The organism is Methyloceanibacter sp. (assembly GCF_050728395.1).
GTDB lineage: Bacteria > Pseudomonadota > Alphaproteobacteria > Rhizobiales > Methyloligellaceae > Methyloceanibacter.
Genome location: NZ_JBOHJB010000167.1, coordinates 1 through 3221, shown reverse-complemented (window position 1 = coordinate 3221; position 3221 = coordinate 1). Strand labels below are relative to the sequence as shown.

General features: G+C 59.0%; 2 protein-coding genes. Both read left to right on the top strand.

Going from position 1 to position 3221, the window contains the following annotated elements; translation table 11 throughout:
- The first annotated feature begins 337 nt into the window (after window positions 1–337).
- The gene (locus tag ACREC7_RS16135; protein WP_431556709.1) at window positions 338–1279 is read left to right on the top strand and encodes a D-2-hydroxyacid dehydrogenase; all 942 of its coding nucleotides are present in this window, start codon (window positions 338–340) and stop codon (window positions 1277–1279) included.
- A gap of 23 nt (window positions 1280–1302) precedes the next feature.
- A complete protein-coding gene (locus ACREC7_RS16130; protein WP_431556708.1) occupies window positions 1303–2979 on the top strand; it encodes a formate--tetrahydrofolate ligase in 1677 nt (558 codons plus the stop codon).
- Window positions 2980–3221 lie beyond the last annotated feature (242 nt).

The following is a 3221-nucleotide window of genomic DNA, read 5'->3' as shown; positions in this document are numbered from 1 at the left end:
CGGCAGCGGCGTCGCCGCTGCCCAAGACTATTTCCGTTCGACCATCATGGCCAAGGAAAAGAAGCCGACGAACCAGGAGCATTTCGCAGAATTGCACCCAGAAGGCGTCCTCAACGACTGAGGCGTTGCGCCGCATCTCGTGTGCCGGGCGATTCCTCGCGCGATCGCGGCGCCGCGGCCGGCGCCCGGCCAGGGGCTGGCCGCGTGACGCGCCGCTGCCGCGGAGGCGTCGAAACCGAACGATAGGGAAAAACCCAGGGCGTCGCCCCAGCGAGGGCCTCGCGAAAAACTTTGCTTCGGAAATCCGCGACAAATCGAATCAACGAAGGATCATCCCGTGCAACACTCGATCGTCTTTCTCGACCGTTCGACTCTCGAGGCCAATCTGCGGTCGCCGGACTTTCCGCATAGCTACAAGGAATATGCGGTAACCTCGACGAGCGAGATCCTTGATCGCCTCCAGAATGCGACAATCGCCATCATCAACAAGGTCCCAATGTGCGAAGCGACACTTGCGAAGCTTCCCAACCTAAAATTGATTGCGGTTGCCGCCACCGGCACCGATGTCGTGGACAAAGCCTACTGCAAGACACGCGGCATTGTCGTCTCGAATATCCGCAATTATGCCTTCAACACAGTGCCGGAACACGTCTTCGCGCTGGCTTTCGCACTTCGCCGGAATCTCATGGCTTACCGAGATGACGTGCGCGCCGGGCGCTGGCAGGCCTGCGACCAATTCTGTTTTTTCGACCATCCGATTCGCGACATGCGCGGCTCGACGCTCGGCATTGTCGGCTATGGCGCGATCGGCAAGTCGGTGGGCCGGATCGCCGAAGCCTTTGGCCAGAAGGTGCTGGCCTATGACATCGTCCCGCAGCCCGGTCTGACCGGTTTCGAAACCTTGTTGCGCGAGAGCGACATCATCACCCTGCATTTGCCGTTGACGCCCGAAACGAAAAACATGATCGGCGCGCGTGAATTGCGGCTGATGAAGAATGACGCCCTTCTTATCAACACCGGCCGCGGCGGGCTCGTCGACGAACAAGCCTTGGCCGACGCTCTGACCGGCAGAATCATTGGCGGCGCGGGCTTCGACGTTTTGTCCGTCGAGCCCCCGAAGCAAGGCAATATTTTGCTCGATTTGCGGCTGCCGAATTTCATCGTCACCCCGCATGTCGCCTGGGCGAGCCGAGAAGCCATGCAGATTCTCGCCGACCAGCTCATCGACAACATAGACGCGTTCGCGGCGGGCAAGCCGCAAAATGTAGTAGAAGCCTAAGCAAGGCTTCAGTTGGAGGGACCATGCCGGCGGACATTGAAATTGCGCAACAAGCGAATATTCGCCGCATCGGCGAAGTGGCGCGGGAAAAGCTCGGCATCGGAGACGAGCACCTCGAGCCCTACGGCTATTACAAGGCCAAGATATCGTTGGATTATGTTGATAGCCTCAAGGACCGGCCGGACGGCAAGCTGATCCTTGTCACGGCGATCAGTCCGACTCCGGCTGGAGAAGGCAAGACCACAACCACGGTTGGCCTCGGCGACGCGCTGAACCGCATCGGCAAAAAGGCCTCCATTTGTCTGCGCGAGCCCTCGCTCGGGCCGGTTTTCGGCATGAAGGGCGGGGCGGCCGGCGGCGGTTACGCCCAGGTTGTGCCGATGGAGGACATCAACCTGCATTTCACCGGCGACTTCGGTGCAATTGCTCTTGCCCACAATCTGCTCGCCGCGATGATCGATAATCATATCCATCACGGCAATGAACTGAACTTCGATGTGCGGCGCGTCGCCTGGAAACGCGTGGTCGATATGAACGACCGGGCGCTGCGGCAGATCACCGTGGCTTTGGGGGGAGTCGGGAACGGATATCCGCGTGAGGACGGATTCGACATTGTGGTCGCCTCCGAAATCATGGCGATCTTTTGTCTATCCACCTCGATCAAGGATTTGAAGGACCGGCTGGGACGGATCGTGGTTGGATATACGCGAGACCAAAAGCCTATTCGCGCGGGCGATTTGCACGCGCATGGCGCAATGGCGGTGCTTTTGAAAAACGCGCTCAAGCCGAACCTCGTGCAAACGCTCGAAAACAACCCGGCCTTCATTCACGGCGGACCGTTCGCCAATATCGCGCATGGCTGCAACTCCGTGCTCGCCACCAAGACCGCGCTGAAACTCTCCGACTATGTGGTGACCGAGGCAGGCTTTGGCGCCGATCTCGGTGCCGAGAAATTCATCGATATCAAATGCCGCAAATCAGGCCTTCGGCCGCGGGCGGTGGTGATCGTCGCGACCATCCGCGCCCTCAAATATCACGGCGGCGTGGACCTCAAGGAACTCAATACGGAAAACCTCGATGCGTTGACCAAAGGCGTCGCCAATCTGGACCGACATGTCAACAACATCCGCAACCATTTTGGGCTTCCTTGTGTCGTTGCGATCAATCATTTCACCTTCGATACCGCCCTCGAGATCGAACTGTTGAAGAAAAAAATGGCGCATCGCGAAGCCCCGGTCGTGGTGTGCCGTCATTGGGCGGAAGGGGGCAAGGGCGCCGAGGAGCTGGCCCGCACGGTCGTCGATACGGTCGATAAGATGCCGGTCGACTTCCACTTCGTTTATGAGGATGAAGTTCCTCTTTGGGACAAGGTGAAGGCGGTCGCCACCAAGCTTTACGGCGCGAGCGAGGTGACCGCCGACCCGAAAGTTCGCGGGCAAATCAAAAAGCTGCAAGACAGCAGCTACGGCCACTATCCGGTTTGTATCGCCAAGACCCAATATTCGTTCTCGACCGACGCAAAGCTGCGCGGCGCGCCGTCCAACCATGAAATCAATATCCGCGAAGTCCGGCTCGCCGCCGGCGCGGAGTTCGTCGTCATGGTGTGCGGCGAGATCATGACGATGCCGGGCTTGCCCAAGGCGCCGGCGGCAACCAAGATCGATCTCGATGACAGCGGCAAAGTCACCGGACTGTTTTAGAGCGTGAAGGTCGAAGCATATCCGGCATTTGCGAGGTAAGCTTGGCATTCGGTTGGTAAAAAGCGATCATAGACTTGCTGTGTCTCACACAAAGCTGGCACCTAATGCTGGACGCCTCGCGTGCTCCGGTTCTCGGTGCTTGCGACATTCAGCCGAGGAGCCCGAATTGAACGACATTGTCCGGATCATGAAAGCGGCGGAAGTTGCCTCACGGTGGCACACCCATCAGCGCAGGAAAGGCG